Annotated in this window: 14 protein-coding genes; 6 read left to right on the top strand and 8 right to left on the bottom strand. The window is 65.7% G+C overall.

Annotated features, from left to right (window positions below):
• Window positions 1–10: 10 nt before the first annotated feature.
• The 5 genes from NH448_RS14215 to NH448_RS14195 form a co-directional block, all read right to left on the bottom strand.
• Window positions 11–877 (bottom strand): DUF4434 domain-containing protein, encoded by an 867-nt coding sequence (locus tag NH448_RS14215; protein WP_083970160.1) that lies wholly within the window; start codon window positions 875–877, stop codon window positions 11–13.
• A gap of 101 nt (window positions 878–978) precedes the next feature.
• Window positions 979–4,128, bottom strand: coding sequence for a tetratricopeptide repeat protein (locus NH448_RS14210; protein WP_253028917.1), 3,150 nt, complete (start codon window positions 4,126–4,128; stop codon window positions 979–981).
• Complete coding sequence (locus NH448_RS14205; protein ID WP_253028916.1) at window positions 4,125–6,317, bottom strand: glycosyl transferase family protein; 2,193 nt, start codon at window positions 6,315–6,317, stop codon at window positions 4,125–4,127. The genes NH448_RS14210 and NH448_RS14205 overlap by 4 nt, the downstream gene beginning before the upstream one ends.
• Entirely contained in the window at window positions 6,310–7,455 is a 1,146-nt protein-coding gene (gene wecB / locus NH448_RS14200; protein WP_253028915.1) for a UDP-N-acetylglucosamine 2-epimerase (non-hydrolyzing), read from the bottom strand. The genes NH448_RS14205 and wecB overlap by 8 nt, the downstream gene beginning before the upstream one ends.
• Before the next feature lie 270 nt (window positions 7,456–7,725).
• Complete coding sequence (locus NH448_RS14195) at window positions 7,726–8,100, bottom strand: hypothetical protein (protein WP_253028914.1); 375 nt, start codon at window positions 8,098–8,100, stop codon at window positions 7,726–7,728.
• A gap of 95 nt (window positions 8,101–8,195) precedes the next feature.
• Here NH448_RS14195 and NH448_RS14190 point away from each other — a divergent pair, with 95 nt between their 5' ends.
• Window positions 8,196–9,125, top strand: coding sequence for a DUF808 domain-containing protein (locus NH448_RS14190; RefSeq protein WP_108131280.1), 930 nt, complete (start codon window positions 8,196–8,198; stop codon window positions 9,123–9,125).
• A 139-nt stretch (window positions 9,126–9,264) separates the two neighbouring features.
• Here the strand turns inward: NH448_RS14190 and NH448_RS14185 are convergent, their stop codons facing one another.
• Window positions 9,265–10,638, bottom strand: coding sequence for a PepSY domain-containing protein (locus tag NH448_RS14185; protein WP_124802849.1), 1,374 nt, complete (start codon window positions 10,636–10,638; stop codon window positions 9,265–9,267).
• 73 nt (window positions 10,639–10,711) lie between these two features.
• Complete coding sequence (locus NH448_RS14180) at window positions 10,712–11,251, bottom strand: DUF2946 family protein (protein ID WP_124802847.1); 540 nt, start codon at window positions 11,249–11,251, stop codon at window positions 10,712–10,714.
• Between the two features lie 153 nt (window positions 11,252–11,404).
• Between NH448_RS14180 and zapE the strand changes: the two genes are divergently transcribed.
• The 3 genes from zapE (at window position 11,405) to NH448_RS14165 (ending at window position 13,735) form a co-directional block, all read left to right on the top strand.
• Entirely contained in the window at window positions 11,405–12,739 is a 1,335-nt protein-coding gene (gene zapE / locus NH448_RS14175) for a cell division protein ZapE (RefSeq protein ID WP_124802845.1), read from the top strand.
• 110 nt (window positions 12,740–12,849) lie between these two features.
• Window positions 12,850–13,344, top strand: a complete 495-nt coding sequence (locus NH448_RS14170; RefSeq protein WP_253028913.1) for a GNAT family N-acetyltransferase — start codon at window positions 12,850–12,852, stop codon at window positions 13,342–13,344.
• A 187-nt stretch (window positions 13,345–13,531) separates the two neighbouring features.
• Window positions 13,532–13,735 (top strand): CsbD family protein, encoded by a 204-nt coding sequence (locus NH448_RS14165; protein ID WP_045990910.1) that lies wholly within the window; start codon window positions 13,532–13,534, stop codon window positions 13,733–13,735.
• A gap of 106 nt (window positions 13,736–13,841) precedes the next feature.
• Here NH448_RS14165 and NH448_RS14160 read toward each other — a convergent pair whose 3' ends face one another.
• Entirely contained in the window at window positions 13,842–14,873 is a 1,032-nt protein-coding gene (locus tag NH448_RS14160) for a LacI family DNA-binding transcriptional regulator (protein ID WP_253028912.1), read from the bottom strand.
• Between the two features lie 493 nt (window positions 14,874–15,366).
• On the opposite strand from NH448_RS14160, the gene ltnD reads away from it, so the two are divergent.
• Together ltnD and otnK are read left to right on the top strand one after the other, a co-directional pair.
• A complete protein-coding gene (gene ltnD / locus NH448_RS14155) occupies window positions 15,367–16,308 on the top strand; it encodes an L-threonate dehydrogenase (RefSeq protein WP_124802843.1) in 942 nt (313 codons plus the stop codon).
• A gap of 57 nt (window positions 16,309–16,365) precedes the next feature.
• Window positions 16,366–17,113, top strand: a 748-nt coding sequence (gene otnK / locus NH448_RS14150; RefSeq protein ID WP_253028911.1) for a 3-oxo-tetronate kinase, incomplete at its 3' end; no start/stop codon positions are given.

The raw sequence follows: 17,113 nt of genomic DNA, 5'->3' as shown, positions 1-17,113 counted from the left end.
GTGGGGTTTTTTATTGAGCGAGAGCGCCAGATGGGCCTTGGTGCAGCGCTTCTGCCCAGGGCATGTAGCGCAGCGAAAAGACCGCGTCCGGATGGCAGTCGTTGCCGCGTTGGCGTGGGGTCGCCGGGCTTGCCTGGAAGTCGGATTCGGTCGCGCTGGTGCGGGCGAAGGCTTCGCGGACGACGCCGATGCGACAGCTCAGGGCGTCGCGGTAGGCCTGGCGCATGGGCGGATCCAGGTTGCGGGCGCCTTCGTCGTCCTGCCACCACACCTGCCAGCCGCTTTCGGTGATGTCCTCGGCCCAGGCCGCGTAGACCCCTGGCGTCACGAAGCCTCCGCTGAACATGCTCAGGTGCAGCGGGCCCGTCAGTTGTTGGCTGGCGCTGGCCAACTGGCGCGTCAGTTCCTGGCGTACGCCGGGTTCACGAAACAGCCAGTCATCGAGTTCTTCCGGCAGGTACCAGCCCACCGGCGTCAGTGGCCATTGGCGCTGGATCTGCTGCTGTCGCGCATGCGCCTTGGCCAACTGCTGGTACCAGTAGTGACGGAAGCGGGCGTTGTCGGGGAGGGTTTCGTAGTATTCGGGGTCCTGATAAAGACCGAGAATCAGATCGAGTCCCTGGCGTTCAGCGTCGACCAGGGCGCTGGACAGCCAGCCATCGGCGCCGCCGAAGGTCTCTTCGCCGTACTGGGTCCACTGCACGATCAAGGTGTGGACGCCGTTCTCGCGGGTACGCCGCCACAGCGTCTGCCACTGCTGTCGGCTGAGCGTCGCATCGCGATTCTGAGGCTGGTAGAACAGGGTTTCGCTGCGGTAGTTCTCGGCGGCTCTTGTCAGGGGGCTGTCGTCGGCGGCAGCGACCGTCCCCACGGGCATGGCAAGGACCAGAGTCAGGGTCAGTGGCGCGACAATGCCAGCGAATGGGACTGGCACCGCGGTGCCTTTGAGGTGTCCGGCCACAAGAATGCTTGAGTTCATCACAGGCTCAGCTCCAGATGGATCATCCAGCCGTCGCGTTCCTGGTAGAGGTTGCCCCCCAGGGATTGCTGGTACTCGGTGGAGACGCTCAGCTTGCGGCGAAAGGCGTTGTAGTGATCCTCGTCGTACCACCGCTCCCAGCGCAGTCCGGCGGCGAGTCGTACATCTTTGTCCCAGCTGGTGGTGTCGTGGCTGGTGGCCTGGAGACTGGCGTAGGGCATCAGCGTCTGGGCCGAACGGGTCGGCAGCTTGAAGGTGCGGCCCTGGCGGTAGCGGCCGAACAGCTGTACATCGCCACGTTGGGTCCACCAGGCGGCGTCGAGATAGAGCGAGCGCTCGTTCCACTGATCCTGGCTCGCGCGCCATTCGCTGCTGTAATCGCCCTGATCCAGAAAGGAGCCGGTGGCCCTCAGCAGCAGATTGTAGTCGGTGTGCTCGCCATCGTTTTTCTGGGACTCGGCGAATATCTCGGCGTACAGGTTCAGGTTGTGACGGGCCAACGGCTTGGCCCGCAGTCCCAGACCCAGGGAGCGTCCTCGCCCGTAATCATCACGATCATCGCCGCCGATGATGGCTCTCATGTAGCCGGCCAGCTCCCGTCCCTGGTGGATCGGGTCGTGGCCAAGCGCGTGGTCCCATTGAACCACCTGGGTGTTGATATCGTGGCCGCTATCGTCGTCGTTATCGTGGTTCGATGGGTCACTGCGTATCCCCGGCGTCGGGCTGGTTGGCGACCAACTGCTGGTCAGCGTGATCCGGTCGCGCCGCGTCAGCGTCTCGTGGGCCCTTCGCAGCCGGTAGCGGCGCTCGGCCATGGCCTCGAGGCTGTCCTCGCCCACCGCCAGGTCGAAGGGCTGCAGGTCGATAGCGTCCTCGATGCGCGTCATGGAGCGGGCGTTGTCGCCAATGGTGCTGTAGAGGTTTCCCAGGGTGGCGGCGCTGACGTAGTCCTCTGGATAGGCCGGACGGGCGCGCTCCAGCAGCGCAATGGCCTCTGACCGAGCACCTGCTTCCTCCGTTGCAGCGAGCGTCAGTCCCAGCTCCCGGGCAAGCCTTGGCGAGCCCGGCGAGGCCGCCTGGGCCTCGGTCAGCCAGCGGCGTGCGAGGGTCGGGTCTCCGGCCTGGCGGGCCACTTGGCTCGCGCCTTCCAGGATGGCGGCGTCGGTCTTGGGCTTTCCGCCGGCAGCTGCCACTGCGCCTCTGGCCAGTGCCACGGCGCCGGCGTCGTCGTGGCGGGCCAAGGCGATGCGTGCGCCGAGCAGCCTCGCCTCAGGACTATCGCTATCCTCGGGCCACCAGCGCCAGGCGCCCTCGGTGTCGCCACTTGCCAGGGCACTGCGCGCGCCGGCCAGGCGGTCTGTCTGGTCGAGTTTGCCGTCGCTGGCGCCGTCGCGTTCGAACGCTCGCCACTGACGCCAGGCGGCGTCGGGGTCGCCGGCGGCAAACAGCGCGAACGCCAGGCGTTTGCGGGCCTGGATCTCTGGCTGCGTCATTGCAGCCGTCACCGCGCCAGCTTCTGGCTGGCGCGGGGTGAGCTGTGTCAGCGCCCTCTGAAGATAGGCGGCGGCCTGGGCGGGCCTGTCTTGCGAGCAGATCCCGAGGGCCGCCCAGGGTGGCGTGCTGGCGTCGGCCACGCTGCGAACGACAGGGCAACGATCGTGGCGCGCAAGCTGCTCGAGCAGGTTGTTGCGCTCGGTATCGGCCAGTCGGGGCTGGCGTACCAGCGCTTCCAGCGTTGAATCGGTGACGCCGGCATTGTCGTCGGCGTAAAGCTGGGCCAGTCGCGCCAGTGAGGTCGCCGATAGCCGCTCGGGGGCAAGCTTGAAGGCTTGCTCCAGCAGTCGCCGGGCCGCCTGGGGCCGCTGTGATGCCAGATACAGATAGCTTGCCTGCTCAAGCGAGCCGGAATCGCCGGTCAGATGATAGTGCTGCTGCCATAGCTCGGCGGCCTCGGGGCGTCCCAGCCGCTGGGTCAACTCGGCGCGCTCGCGCAGGATCGCCGGCGTCTGTGGCTGACGTGTCAGCAGGCGCAGCGCCTTGTCATCCAGCCCGTCGGCGCGATAGCGATCCAGCAGCACCCGATCGCGTCGCTGGTGCCAGGCCTCCGGCAGTTCCGTAGTTTCCAGCAGTTCGAGGGCATCGAGACGATCGGCGAGTATCAGCCAGCTTTGCGGATCTTCCTTTGCGTCGCACTCGGTGAAGGTGCTCAAGGCCTCGGGGTCGCCATGATCGCTGAGCCAGCTCACCAGCGTCAGGCAATCCATGTCCTGGCGGCTGGCCATCTGGCGGACCCTGTCGGTGTCGCCCACTGCCAGCGAGGTCTGCAGCAGCTTGCGGGTGTCGCTGGCGTCCAGCTGATCCGACTGCTCCAGGGTGGCCAGCCAGCGCTGGGCGATCCCGGAGTAGCCCAGGGCGATGGCGCGATCGGCGCCTGCGCGCAGCACGAAATGGCGGACGTCGCCCTCGGGAAGCCTGGCGATCAAGGCATTGATGCCGCGTGCATCATCGGTCTGAATCATGGCGATCGACAGGCGTCGCCAGTCGTCGTCGTTCAGCGTATCTTCCATGGCGTGGGGCACCAGCGCATCGATCACGCCGTTCCAGTCCTGGATCTGCTCGGCCAGGGCGGCACGGTAGCGGTCCCGTGCCAGGGCGTCCTGCCGGGCGGGCACCGTAGCAAGCCATTCCAGTGCTGCCCGGGCGCCGCGGGTTGCGCGCAAATAGTTGGCCTGGGCGCTCCACAGGGCCTCCCGGGCGCTGCCCGACGTTTCGCTGAGCCATAGCGTCAACTCGCCCTCGCTGGCGTGGCCGTCGGCGATCCAGGCCTGGCGCAGGGCATTGATCTGGACCGCCGCCACGTTGGCGTCCAGCGCCCCCAGCGCCGCCATGGCGCCATCCAGATTGCCCTGCTTCGCCAGTGCCTGGGCCAGCAGGCGATAGGCCTCGACGTTCTCGGGCACCTGGCTGATCAGGTGCTCCATCAGCTGCTGGACTTGCGCCCAGTCGCGCTGTTCTGCTGCCCGGTAGGCCTTGTCGAGATAAGGGTAGCTGTGAAACTCCTCGAACTGGTTCAGCCCCAAGGCCGGTGGCTGAGTCAGCAGCTGAGCCAGCGACACGGCGATCAGCAGCGACATCGCCCTGGCCTTCATACCGCCACATCCTCGAGACTGCGGGCCGCCTGTCGGCGGTGGTCCGCCTGGAGCGCGAGCGCTCGCTCCAGGTCATTCGATTCGATCATCCCGCGCGCGACAAGGAAGTCGCCCAGACGACCCTGTTCAGGATCGAAGTCGATCATCGCCTGGCCGAACAGGGCGGGTGTGATAAGCCCTTGCTCCAGCAACAGTTCTCCGAGCAGGTACTGGTGAGCGCAGTAACCATCGAGGCGTGCGGCGTCGGCGTCTGCATCCAGCTCAAGCAGTCGGTCCCGGTCGACGTCGCCAAGCTCTCCCAGGTACCAGTGGCGCAGGCCAAGGGTGACGCGTCCGAGCGGGACCAGACGCTGCTCGACAGGACGCTTGATGCGCCGGCCAATGGCGCCGATGGCGACCGGACTCAAGGCGGTCTCGGTGGCGATGATCAGGCTGTCGCCGCTCTCGCCGATGGGCAGCGTGGCGTAGCGCAGGGCGACATGCCGGGGCAGGGCGTCGATCAGCGCGGGCGACAGCACCAACGGATGGATCTCGACGCTGGCGATGCCCCGCCGTCTGGCTTCAAGTCTGGCCAGCGTTGCCCCGGACACCAGGTCTCTTGCAATCAGCTCTCTGGGTAGCCGACGTGCTCCGACCTCAACACCTATGCGTTCGATATCGCTCGCGGTGACAACGCCATCCTCGATCAACAGGGCTTCGAGAGAGACTTGCACGGCGTCGTCGAGCTGGGGGAAGTCGTGGGTGGTCTTGTCCCAGGCGAAGGTGCGGTGGCGCGCCCGGGTGAAGAACAGCTTCCAGGCCCGCACGTTGGCCAGAAAGTTGACCAGATTGCTCCACAGCATGCGTGGAAAGGACAGCAGGCCCTGACGCCAGCCGTAGTAGATCTTGACGAAGTAGAAGCGCTGGAAGGCCCTGTTGACCAGCAGCAGACCATTGATGGTGAGCAGGGTCTCCAGCAGCCAGCCACCGAGGATCGACTGGAAGTGCCAGGCCTGTGGCGACAGCACGGCGTACAGCCAAAGCCCTGCCAAGATCAGCATCAGCAGGGTGGCGACCAGCGCCAGGGGGTAGGCCACCAGGCCACGACGGTCGCGCCACAGAAAGTAGTTGAGACGCCAGTTGGTGCGGCTCCAGCCCAGATGCTGATAACCCTGGAAGACGATACCGGTAATCCAGCGGGACTTCTGCCGGACCACCGCGCCCAGCGCCGTGGGGAAGTGCTCGCGCACACAGATCACCTTGCTGTCACGAATCGACAGGCCGTGGGCCTGTTCGCGCCGAGGCGACAGCTCGTCGCGCTCGACGCTGTAGCGCACGAAGACACAGGACAGGCCGCTTTCGTGCAGGCGAAAGCCGATATCGTAGTCTTCGGTCAAACTCCAGATGTCGAAGGTGATGCCGTCATTGAGCTCTCTCAAGTGGGCCAGCGCACGACGACTGAAGCAGGTGCCGACCCCGGCGCTGGGCACCTGGCCACACATGGCCTCGCGAATCATCACGTCCTTGCCGTGGTACTCGGAGAACTCGTCGATGTAGTGGCCGCCGGAGAGCTGATACCAGCGTGGACGGAAGGGGTAGACCGGGACCTGGATCAGGTCCTTGTCCGGCAGCAGATAGTTGTAAAGCCTAAGCTCCATCGGCGAAATGACGTCTTCGGCGTCATGCAGGATGCAGCCGGCAAACTCGATCCCGGCGGCCTTCTCGAAGCGCGCGATGGCCTCGATGATGTTGTTCAGGCAGTCGGCCTTGCTGGTCGGGCCGGGGCGTACCGTGACCACCTTGTGCACGTTGCTGAAGCTCTGGCAGACCGCATCTACCTCGGCCTGGGTCTCGGGGTCGTTAGGGTAGGTGCCGACGAAGATCTGATAGTTCTCGTAGTCCATGGTGCTGGCCATCAGCTGGGCCATCTGGCCGACCACGCCGACTTCCTGCCAGGCCGGCACCATGACCGCCAGCGGTTTCTCCCGGGCCTGATACAGGCGCTCCTCGTTGGCCCTGGGGTTATAGCGATAGATCGACCAGTAGCGCCAGCTACGCCGGGTCCAGTAGATCAGATCGAGAAACAGATCATCGATGCCCATGGCCAGCATCAGCAGGCACAGCGTTATGGCGACGTACTTCAGGGCGTACAGCACATGGATGGTGGCGTCGACCAGCCACAGTGACAGCTCGGGGGATAACTCAGGCATCGCCGGCCTCGAGTGTCTCGACGGCGCGGACAAGCCAATCGTTGAGGTCTGCGATGATCTGCCTGGCGGCGTCGCCGCTACCGTAGGGATTGGGGATCGCGGCCATGCGCCGGCGCGCCTTTTCATCGTCGAGCAGGCGCGCCGAGGCGGCCACGATGGCATCGCTGTCACTGCCGGTGAGGATGACGGTACCGGCGTTCAGGGCATCGCTGCGCTCGGTGTGCTCGCGCATCACCAGCACCGGCACACCGAGGGCGGGAGCCTCCTCCTGGATGCCGCCGGAATCGGTGAGGATCAGACAGGCGCGGCCCATCAGCCAGACGAAGTCACGGTAGTCCTGGGGGGGTACCAGCAGCACGTTGGGGATGCCCGCCAGGGCGTGTTCGACGACGTCCTTGATCGCCGGGTTGAGATGGACCGGGTAGACCAGGTCGACGTCCGGGTAGCGAGCGGCGAGTGCGGCGATGGCGGTGCAGATGGTACGGATGCCATCGCCGTGGTTTTCCCTGCGGTGGCCGGTGATCAGCACCAGCCTGGCGTCGTCGCGCAGCGCGGCAAGCGGTGAGGGGGCTGCCGGGCGATAGCCTTGGCGGTCAAGGCGGTCTTTCATCCAGGCCAGGGCGTCGATGACGGTATTGCCGGTCACCAGGATGGAGTCCGGCGCCACCTGCTCACGCAGCAGATTGTGACGCGCCGACGCGGTGGGGGCGTAGTGGCGCTGGGCGATACGCGCCACCATGCTGCGGTACGCCTCCTCCGGCCAGGGCGACGCGATATTGCCGGTGCGCAGCCCGGCTTCCACGTGAGCCACCGGGACCCGCCGGTGGAAGGCCGCGAGGCTCGCGGCAAAGCAGGTAGCGGTATCACCATGGACCATCACCAGGTCGGGGGCCACCCGTGACATGTCCTGGTCGAGTGCCTGGATCATGGCCTGCATCAGACCGTTGAGGGTCTGCGCTGGTCTCATCACCGCCAGATTGCTGTCCGGCGTGAGGTCGAACAGCGACAGTGCCTGGAACAGCATCTCGTCGTGCTGGCCGCTGGCACACAGATGCAGTGACAGTGCCGGGCATGCCTGTATGGCCTGGGCGACCGGGGCCATCTTGATCGCCTCGGGACGGGTTCCAACAACGAGCATGACGACAGGCATGAGACGTCCCATGGGAGCGGAGTAAAGTATTCTTTGATTATCTCAGCATACTTCGGTGCGAACCGGGCGTTATCGCAGTGATCTAGGTCAACAAAAGGATATTTTTTGCCGAAAGCGGCGAGAGAGCGACACCTCGTAAGGGAGAGGGGGAGCGACTCTTGGGAGAGAGGGTGGCGGCGAGCCTGGAGAGAGGGTGGCGGCGAGCCTGGAGAGAGAGCGGCGGCGGGAATCGAATCCCGGGACGACCCAGCCAGCCAGTCAGCCGGTTTTGCAATGCACAAGGAAGTCGAGCACCTTGTGCTCGCTCATTTCGCAGGGCTTCAGCTGCCACCCACGAGCGGTCAGGTAGCCATTGAGACTGACCATATCGTTGCCGCCCAACTCCCGCGCGAACACCTTGAGCGAGCGCCCTCGGTTGAAGGTGCGTCGGGTCATGGCGTAGCGGCGTCCCCGGTAGTGCACCTCGCTGTAGCCCTCGGGCACAGCTTCGAGCAAGAGCGCCAGGTCGTCGGGCGTCAGCTTGTCGGCTGTCAGATCGTCAGCAGCGGGATCTGAAGCCGGCTGCGGCCTGGCATCGGGCAAGTCTGGATGGGCCTTTGATGCTGCCGGCTTTCCAGTGGATGCTTGCGACATGGCATAGACCTCCGGGGCAATTGCTGCGGCGGCGAAGGGGCCGAGCGGTTATGCTGAGTCTACCCAAGTTTTCCCAGGCCAAGGAGGGATGCCCTGTGGCTGGAAGTAGCCTGTTAACTCTGATCGACGACATCGCCACCCTGCTCGACGATGTCTCGGTGATGACCAAGGTGGCGGCCAAGAAGACCGCCGGTGTTCTCGGCGACGATCTGGCGCTCAATGCCCAGCAGGTCACCGGCGTGGCGGCGGATCGCGAGCTGCCGGTGGTGTGGGCGGTGGCCAAGGGGTCGCTGTTCAACAAGTGTTTCCTGATTCCCGGCGCGCTGTTGATCAGCGCCTTCGTGCCCTGGCTGGTGACGGTACTGCTGATGCTTGGCGGGGCCTTTCTGTGCTTCGAGGGCGCGGAAAAGCTGGCCCACAAGTTCCTGCACAAGGAAGACGCCGAGCAGGAGCGCCAGGCGCGACTGGCGGCGCTGGCCGACGGCGAAACCGACATGAAGGCCTTTGAACGCGACAAGATCAAGGGCGCCATCCGTACCGACTTCATTCTCTCGGCGGAGATCATCGTCATCGCGTTGGGCACCGTCAGCGCCGCCCCCCTGAGCCAGCAGATCGCGGTGCTGGTGGCGATCGGCCTGCTGATCACCGTGGGTGTCTACGGCCTGGTGGCGGGACTGGTCAAGCTCGACGACCTGGGGCTCTACCTGACGCAGAAGGACGGCGGCCTGGCACAGGCCCTGGGACGAGGACTGCTCAAGGGCGCACCGCTGTTGATGAAGGGGTTGTCGATCTTCGGCACATTGGCGATGTTCCTGGTCGGCGGCGGCATTCTTGCCCACGGCATCCCGGTGGTCGGGCACTGGATCGAGGGGCTGGCCGAGACCGAGGTAGCCCTTCCCGGCCTCGACGCCATCATGCACGGGCTGGTGCCAATGCTGGGTAACGGCCTTTTCGGCCTGGCCGTGGGTGCTGCCCTGGTGGCCGTCTGGACCGGCGTCCAGCGGCTTCGGGGCAAGGGCCACTGATCGCGGACAGGTAGACAGGGGCGGAGCGTGCTCCTGGCATCAAGCAAGAAGGGCGACCCGTGGGTCGCCCTTCTTGTGTGGTGGATGGCCTTTTCCTGGCTTTGCCGATGGCCCTTTCCTGTCTTTGCTGATGTGGGGCCTAGCCGGTAGCGCGTCGGCGGGCCGCGACCAGGGCACGCAGGGCGTCCACCGTCAGGAATATCACCAGGCTTACCCCCATTACCGGCATCGCCAGTCCCAGCAGCAGCGCCACCAGCGAAATGAGCGCCAGCACCGACAGCGGCAATTCCAGCAGGGCCCGCCACAGCGTCTGGCTGTCGCGGGTCAGGGCACGGCGGCGCCACCACATGGCGTAGCCCCAGCCGACCATGGTCATGATGCCGATGCCGAGGGCGGCCAGCAGCAGTTGGTTGGGCAGGCCGAAGAGGATGCCCATATGGCCGTCGATGCCCCAGCGGGTGAGCTTGGCCGCAGGCGGGTAGTCGTTGAAGCTCACCTGATCCAGCACCTGGAAGCTTTGCGGATGGATCGCCACCTCGTCCACCTGGGACGGCCAGCTACGGTCGATCTCGCGCACCTTCCAGGCCTGATTGTCGCCGGGCACCAGCAACTCGATCTTGCCGGCGTCGAGGCCTGCCTCACGGGCCTGGCGTTCGACCGCGTCGAAGGCCTCAAGCGACCCCGATACGGTCGGGTGAGCGCCGGGCATGGCGTGGTCGGCGTGTGCGTCGTAGGCGACGTCGTGGGCCTGAAGCGACTGGGACACCCGAGGCGTCCCCCAGCCTGCGGCCTTGAGCATGGTGAAGAAGTTGTCGCCGGCGTACTTCGACCAGGTCATGCCGGTGGCCGACAGGGCCAGCAGGCCGACCAGCAGGAACAGCCCCAACAGACTGTGGCGTCGGCGGGTGCGCAAGCGACGGGCGGTGCGGGTCTGCTTGCCGGGCTGCACTCGGGGCGAGGGGGTGACCGCCCAGATGGCCAGTCCGCCGAGGGCGGCGAGCCACATCCAGGAAGCGGCCAACTCGCTGTAGAGGCGGCCGGGATCGCCCTGCATCAGGCTGCGGTGGATCTGGTCGATGATCCGGCGTAGCGGCAGTACCCCACTGGTACCGTAGACAGTCATGTCGCCACGGATTTCGAGGCTTTGCGGGTCGACAAAGATGGCCCGGTGTTCGCCGGCATCAAGGCTTGGGTCTGCGAACATCACCCGGGTGGTGGCGCCGGGTTCGGGGGCCGGGCGCACGGCGCTGGGCAGGGCGGAATCATCGAGATAGTCCTGGGCCGCTGCAATCTGGCGTGACAATGGCCGGGCCAAGGTCGCGGAAGCGCTGTCCGAGCCGGTGGTCAGCGCGTCCCGGTACAGTGCCTGCTCCAGTGCCGGGGTCAGCGCATAGAGCGTGCCGGTGAGGGCGGCGAAGAAGATGAAGGGGCCGACCAGCAGGCCGATATAGAAGTGCAGTCGTATCACCAGCGTCTTCAGCGCCGGCGCAACAGGTTTCGCGTGCGTCGTCATGGTCATTCTCTTGAAGGCGGAGTTGCCGACGGCGATGCCGTTCGGTGGCTCTGGAGGCGGTGGCCTCGATGGATCACGACAATGACGCGGGAGGGGCGCGGGGAGTCGGACGCTGGAAGCGTCCGCTGACAACGGGGGGAATGCCTGCAGCACAACGTGCCGGCGGGGCCCGCGGCGCCAGGCTAACCAATACCAGCAACAGCAGGGCCAGCCACGGCACCTGGGCAAACAGTACGCAGTAGCCACAGGCGGCCAGGTGATGATGCCCGGCGTCACCGATCGTCACCTTTTCGGGAGACTCGGACGTGCTGTGCCCCTCGACCTTGCCGACCGCCCCCTCGGCGGAAGGCTCAAACGTGCCGTGCCCCTCTACTTCCGCGGCGCTCGGCGTGGGATCATGCTGGGCATGGCCTTGTCCGGTGCCTTGAGCCAGGCCTTGGTGGTGACCATGTCCATGGTGGTGTTGTCGACCGGCCTCGTCCTCCATCGCCAGGCGCTGGACCTGGCTGATCAGTGGGCCCACGAAGAGCATCAGCATGGCCAGCACCGCCAGCAGGCAGACCCGGCGCTGACGGCGGGGTCGGGAGCTCAAGAGACGAGCGGCTGAGGGCATGAAAGAGGCAACCTTAGCGATCGGGAATATGCAGACGGGCCACTATAGTGCAGCGCCTGGCGTTTGCCCACGGTGGAGACATGCTCTTCCGAGGGACCTGTGCCGGCGGCAATGGGGGCACACGGGTCGATACCACCAGCCAGGGATCTATCGATGAGTGACGGCTACAAAGAGGGCGAAGGGACCGGTGACAGGATCGGCGGCGGGATCGATGAAGCAAGCGGTGAAGGCCTGCAACCGCATCCTGGGCCGGACCGAGAGGCGCCATCGCTTGGCAGTCAACGGCTGGATCGGCCGCTCCATGGGCCGTTGAACCAGTCTCGATGTCAGCCGTTGTCGCTGCGCTATCAGGCGCTGCTGGAGGAGGGACATCTGGTTGCCGATGCCGCCCAGGCCCGGGCGGTCGAGGCGCTGGACGCCTTGCAGCAGGAGCTCGCTGGCGGCGTGACGAGCCGGGGCCTGTACCTCTGGGGGCCGGTGGGTCGTGGCAAGACCTGGCTGATGGATCTGTTCGTCGAATGCAGTCCGGTGACGGTGCGTCGTTGGCACTTTCATCACTTCATGCGCTGGGTGCACCAGCGTCAGTTTTACTGGCGCGGACAGCCCGACCCGCTGGCAAGGCTCGCTGAGGAGCTTTCCGCCGAGGTCGGGGTGCTGTGTCTCGATGAGGTGTTCGTCGAGGACATCGCCGACGCCATGCTGCTGGGCGGGCTGATGCAGCACCTGTTCGCCAGACGCCTGACGCTGGTGGCTACCTCGAACCAGCCGCCGGCCGAGCTCTATCGCGATGGCTTCAATCGCGAGCGTTTCCTGCCGGCCATCGCCGCCATGCAGGCCCATCTTCAGGTGCTCGAACTGGATGGCGGTCAGGATCATCGCCGCCATCCCGGCGACGTTCACCAGCGCTATTTTGTGCGTAGGGCCGGCGACCCCGGCATTCTGTCCGAGCAGTTTGTTCGGCTGAGCGGCAGGGCGGCGACGCCCCGAACACTGGCGCTTGGTGGCCGCAAGCTGGAGGCCAGAGGCCTCGAAGGCCAGGTACTCTGGTGCGACTTCGCGGCCCTGTGCGAGGCGCCGCTGGCGGCGCTCGACTTTATCGCGCTATGTGATCGCTTCGATACGCTGTTGCTGGGGGAGGTGCCGTGCCTGGCTTCCAGGCCTGATGAGGATGACAGCGACGGCAGAGCCGCGCCGGATCGGCAACCGGGCGCCCCGCGTCCCATCGCTCGTGGCACAGAAGACGCCAGTGAGCGGGTGGCCGCCGGTGATCGCGTACTGCCGCCGCTGGGGGCCAGGGACGACAGCGTGCGTCGCTTTATTGCCCTGGTCGACGAATGCTACGACCGCCGGGTACCGCTGGTGATCGAGGCGTCGGTGGCGATGGAGGAGCTTTATCCCGATGGCTATCTGGCGTTTGCCTTCCGGCGCACTCTGAGCCGGCTTGGCGAAATGCAGCTGGCGCGCTTCGGGCAGCGCCGGTTGCCTTGATCCTTGCGGCGTCAGCCTGGGCGAGGCCACGATCGGCAGGCGCCGTCGAAAAGTGTCGGCAGGGACAATAACGCTCACAAGTGAACGGCAATAGACGGAAGTGGACAGCAATGGACGAAAATCGACAGATGAACGGGATCACCATCGAGCGCTTGAGCGCCGCTTCGCAACAGCTTGACCAGGTCGCCGACTGGACCTTTGACGCCTGGGGGCACCTGCATCCGGAGGCCGACATCGACGGCTGGCGCCAGGCGGTGGCTCAGATGTGCGGTCCGGCCGGGGTGCCCTCGGTGTTCGTGGCGATGAAGGAGGGACAGGCCCTGGGCACGGCGAGCCTGTCGCCGGATGACATGAGTATTCGCCGGGAACTGTCACCGTGGCTCGCCTCGGTCTACGTGCCGCCCGAACAACGCGGTCAGGGGCTCGCCTCCGCGCTGGTACGACGGGTGGAGCGGGAGGCCCGCGACCACGGCATCGAGTGGCTTCACCTCTACACGCCGGATCAGCAGTCACTGTATCGCCGGTTGGGATGGGAAGAACTCGAAGAGCTCGACTATCTGGGTGAGCGGGTCACCATCATGCGGCGGCGGCTGATTGATGGGTGAAGTGAAAAGGTCGGTCGGAGGATGGACTGTGCTCAAACAGTCTTTTACGGAAGTTATCTGATTGAATTGTTTATAAAAAACGAAGGTGTGTGGTGGGGTGGGCTAGCCGCTGGGTTTGCCGCAGGCTAGCCTTCGTCAGGAGTATGCCATCTACCTTTATGAGATCGACTGACCCGGAGATCATGCCATGGACAAGCACACCATCGAAGGCAAGTGGAAGGAACTGAGCGGTGCCGCCAAGGAAAAGTGGGGAGAACTCACCGACGACGAGATTCAGCAGGCCGAAGGCAACAAGGAAAAGCTGATCGGCATCATCCAGCAGAAGTTTGGCCTGGCCAGAGAAGAGGTGGAGAAGGAGTTTGACAAGCTCAAGGGTCGGCTCGATCAGTAGCGGCGAGTGCCGCGGGCTCTGTCGCCCGTGCGGGCAGGCAGCGTCTTGTTCCAGCGGGGAGTCATCGTGACTCCCCGTTGTTCGTTGTGGGTCAGGTCTGGTGTCCTCAGGTGCTCTCACCTTCCAGCAGGGCGAAGCCGACGTCGATCTGGCGTTCGGGGTCACGGCCCTTCAGACGGTCGATGATCTGCGAGGCGGCGAGCCGGCCGATGGCCTCGCGGGGGGAGGAGATGGTGGTCAGACGCGGCATCAGCGAGCGGCCGAAGGGCAGCCCGGTAAACCCGGCGATGGCGATGTCGTTGGGCACTCGCAGGCCCTGGCGCTGTGCGCCCAGCAGGGCGCCGCTGGCCATCACATCGTCGACGAAGTGGATCGCCTCGACGCCCGGGTGGTGGCGACGGACCTCGTCCAGCGCCGTGGCGCCAAGGTCGAAGTGGCTGTCCTGGTGCCACTCCATCAGCGGGGCCGCAAGTCCGGCCTTCTCGAGCCTGGTGCGGTGGCCGGCGTAGCGCTGGGCGGCGCGATAGTTGGACTCGAGCCGGGTGCCGGCGAAGACGATATGACGGTAGCCCCGAGCGATCAGATGATCGGCCATGGCGGCGCCTGCCTTTTCGTGGTCCATGCCGACGTTCATGTCCAGCGCCGGGCCCAGTTCCATGATTTCCACCAGCGGTCGAGGAAAACGTTCCAGCAGCGCGCTTAGCCCCGGCTGGTGGCGCAGGCCGGTGGTCACCAGGGCGGTGGGGGACCAGCCGAGAAAGGTGCGGATCAGCTCTTCTTCGCGCTGCATGCTGTAGTCGGTGTTGCCCAGCAGCATCTGGTAGCCGTGCTGGTCGAACTGTGCCTGCAGCCCCTGGATGACCTCGACAAACACCACATTGGACAGCGACGGCACGATCACCGGGATGAAGCGCGAGCTGGCCGAGGCCAGGCTACCAGCCACCATGTTAGGCACGTAGCCAACCTTGGCGATCGCCGCTTCCACCTTGTTGCGGGTGGTCTCGCGTACGCTGTCCGGGCGGTGAATCGCTCGGGACACGGTGATCGAGGAAACTCCAGCCTCACGGGCGACGTCGTCTAGCGTCGGGTTGTCCAGGCCCTTGCGGCGGCGGCGATCACCGCCCTGGGTCTCGTTCATCGGACTCTCCTTGATCGATGGCATCAGAGGGACGCCTGCCTTCCATGGTATGCCGAATGGGGCGCGCTGGCTCGCTCGTTCCCAGGCTGTCCCTGCGTCGCAGGTCAGTGGGGACATGGCCCAGCCCCTCGGCTTCGAGCGGCTGATGCCAGGCGTCGAGCATTGGGCCAGGCGTCGAGCGCCTTGGGGCACCCATGGTCCCGACACCGGGACCCCTGCGGTAGTTAGACATTGGTCGATGTCTATCGCTTTGCTGCTTGTGCAGCAAGGGACTCTGGACTAAAAATGTTAGCGCTAACATTTTACAGGGCAGCAGCGCTGATCTTCACCCATCATCGCCGACCGGATTTCCTGTCGTCCTGTTATCGGTATTGGTCGCTGGCCTTCGATGTGCCGGGGACAGATACCGCCTCCCTGCTCCTTCCGCAGATGAAGTCGAAGCAGGCCATACTCTTGTTTGTCGGCCCTGACGGCCTCGTTACCGGAGAGCAGCATGAGCGAATCATCCACGACATCCGCCGGATCCCCTGTCTGTGGCGTGGTGGGACTTGGCGCCATGGGCATGGGTATCGCCCGAAGCCTTCTGCGTGGCGGCCTTGAGGTGATCGGTTGCGACGTTTCCAGCGCCTCCCGTCAGGCCTTCGAGGAAGCCGGTGGCGAGGCGGTGGCATCGGCCCGCGAGCTGGCGCCGCGCTGTGACGTGGTGCTGCTGGTGGTCGTCAACGCCGATCAGGTCGAGGCGGTGCTGTTTGGAGAAGATGGCCTGGCGGCGACGCTTGCGTCGGGCAGCCTGGTGATCCAGTGCGCCACCGTGGCGCCGAGTTTCGCCGAATCCCTGGGACGCCGACTGGCAGAGGCTGGGCTGATGATGCTCGACGCCCCGATCAGCGGCGGGGCGGCCAAGGCGGCCAGCGGAGAGCTGTCGGTGATGGCCTCCGGGAGTGCCGAGGCCTTCGCCCTGGCCGAGGCACCGCTTGGTGCCATGGCGGCCACGGTCCACCGGCTGGGCGACGTACCGGGGCCTGGCTCCAGCGTCAAGCTGGTCAATCAGCACCTGGCCGGGGTGCATATCGCCGCCGCCGCCGAGGCCATGGCGCTGGGCCTGAAGATGGGCATCGACGGTCGCGCGCTGTACCGGGTGATTACCCAGTCGGCGGGCAATTCGTGGATGTTCGAGAACCGGGTGCCGCACATTCTGGACGGCGACTATCACCCGCTGTCGGCCGTGGACATCTTCGTCAAGGACCTCAACATCGTTCACGACACCGGCCGCGAACTGCGCCTGTCGATGCCAGTGGCGGCCAGCGCCCTGCAGCAGTTTACCGCCGCCAGCGGCATGGGGCTGGGACGCGAAGACGACGCCGCGGTGGTCAAGGTCTACGCCGCCACCGCAGGGATCGCACTGCCCGCGGCCAATGACGACGACGCCGGATAAGGCCGCGTCGCAGCCGTGTTCCTCCCCTTTATTCACCGTATTTGACGAGGACTGACCATGACTCTGGTACTCGGCGCCATCGCCGATGATTTCACCGGCGCCACCGACCTGGCCAACAATCTGGTGCGCTCCGGCATGCGCACCGTGCAGATGCTCGGTGTGCCCACCGGCAAGCCGCTTCCGGAAGGTGTCGACGCCGTGGTCGTCGCGCTCAAGTCGCGTACCTGCCCGGTGGAGGAGGCGCTGGCCGACAGCCTGGCGGCGCTGGACTGGCTGACCGAACAGGGCGCACGGCAGGTCTTCTTCAAGTACTGCTCGACGTTTGATTCCACCGCCGAGGGCAATATCGGCCCGGTGGCCGATGCCCTGCTCGAGCGTCTGGGCGGCGATCAGACGGTGATGGTGCCGGCCTTTCCGACCACCGGACGCACGGTCTATCAGGGTCACCTGTTCGTCGGCGATCGTCTGCTCAACGACAGCGGCATGCAGGATCACCCGCTCAATCCGATGACCGACGCCGATCTGGTGCGGGTGCTGGGCGCGCAGACGTCGCATGCGGTGGGGCTTCTGTCCCACTCGGTGATCCGCCAGGGCGCCGAGGCCTGTGCCAGCCACCTCGAACGCCTGGGAGGTGACAAGGTCCGCCACGTCATCTGTGACACCCTGGATGACGCCGACCTTGAGGTGCTGGCTGCGGCCTGCGTCGAGCTGCCCCTGGTCACCGGCGGCTCGGGCCTTGGCCAGGCGCTGCCCGCCGAGTATCGGCGCAAGGGCTGGCTTGAGGCGGTCGACGACGCGGCTCGGC

This window comes from Halomonas sp. OfavH-34-E, from assembly GCF_024124525.1.
Lineage (GTDB): Bacteria > Pseudomonadota > Gammaproteobacteria > Pseudomonadales > Halomonadaceae > Halomonas > Halomonas litopenaei.
Note: the sequence above shows the minus strand (reverse complement) of the source record. Positions and strands in the feature narration are given on the sequence as shown.